Annotated in this window: 1 pseudogene; it reads right to left on the bottom strand. The window is 48.0% G+C overall.

The features are described from left to right. Positions 1–222 (bottom strand): annotated as a pseudogene (locus Q4563_RS21755) (hypothetical protein); the annotation flags it as partial. Positions 223–246 lie beyond the last annotated feature (24 nt).

The raw sequence follows: 246 nt of genomic DNA, 5'->3' as shown, positions 1-246 counted from the left end.
GTTCTGTACCAGCTGTAAACCGATGATCACAGCCAGCTTTCTGGAGTAATGGTATGTCTCCTCATTGTCAGGCAGCAGTGTCGGGACTCCCAACAACGGCGCGATAACATCAGCGTTTGTACACCCTGATTGAATATTGTCATACACATCGGGGCTAAAGCAGGACACAAAAACACCAAAGAGTCTTAACAACCGTAATCCAGCGGTTTCATCCGGTGCCAATCCCCGACTAAGTGAATGGTAAAC

The sequence above is a fragment of the Gilvimarinus sp. 1_MG-2023 genome, assembly GCF_030548285.1.
This window is presented reverse-complemented; position numbering and strand designations above follow the sequence as displayed.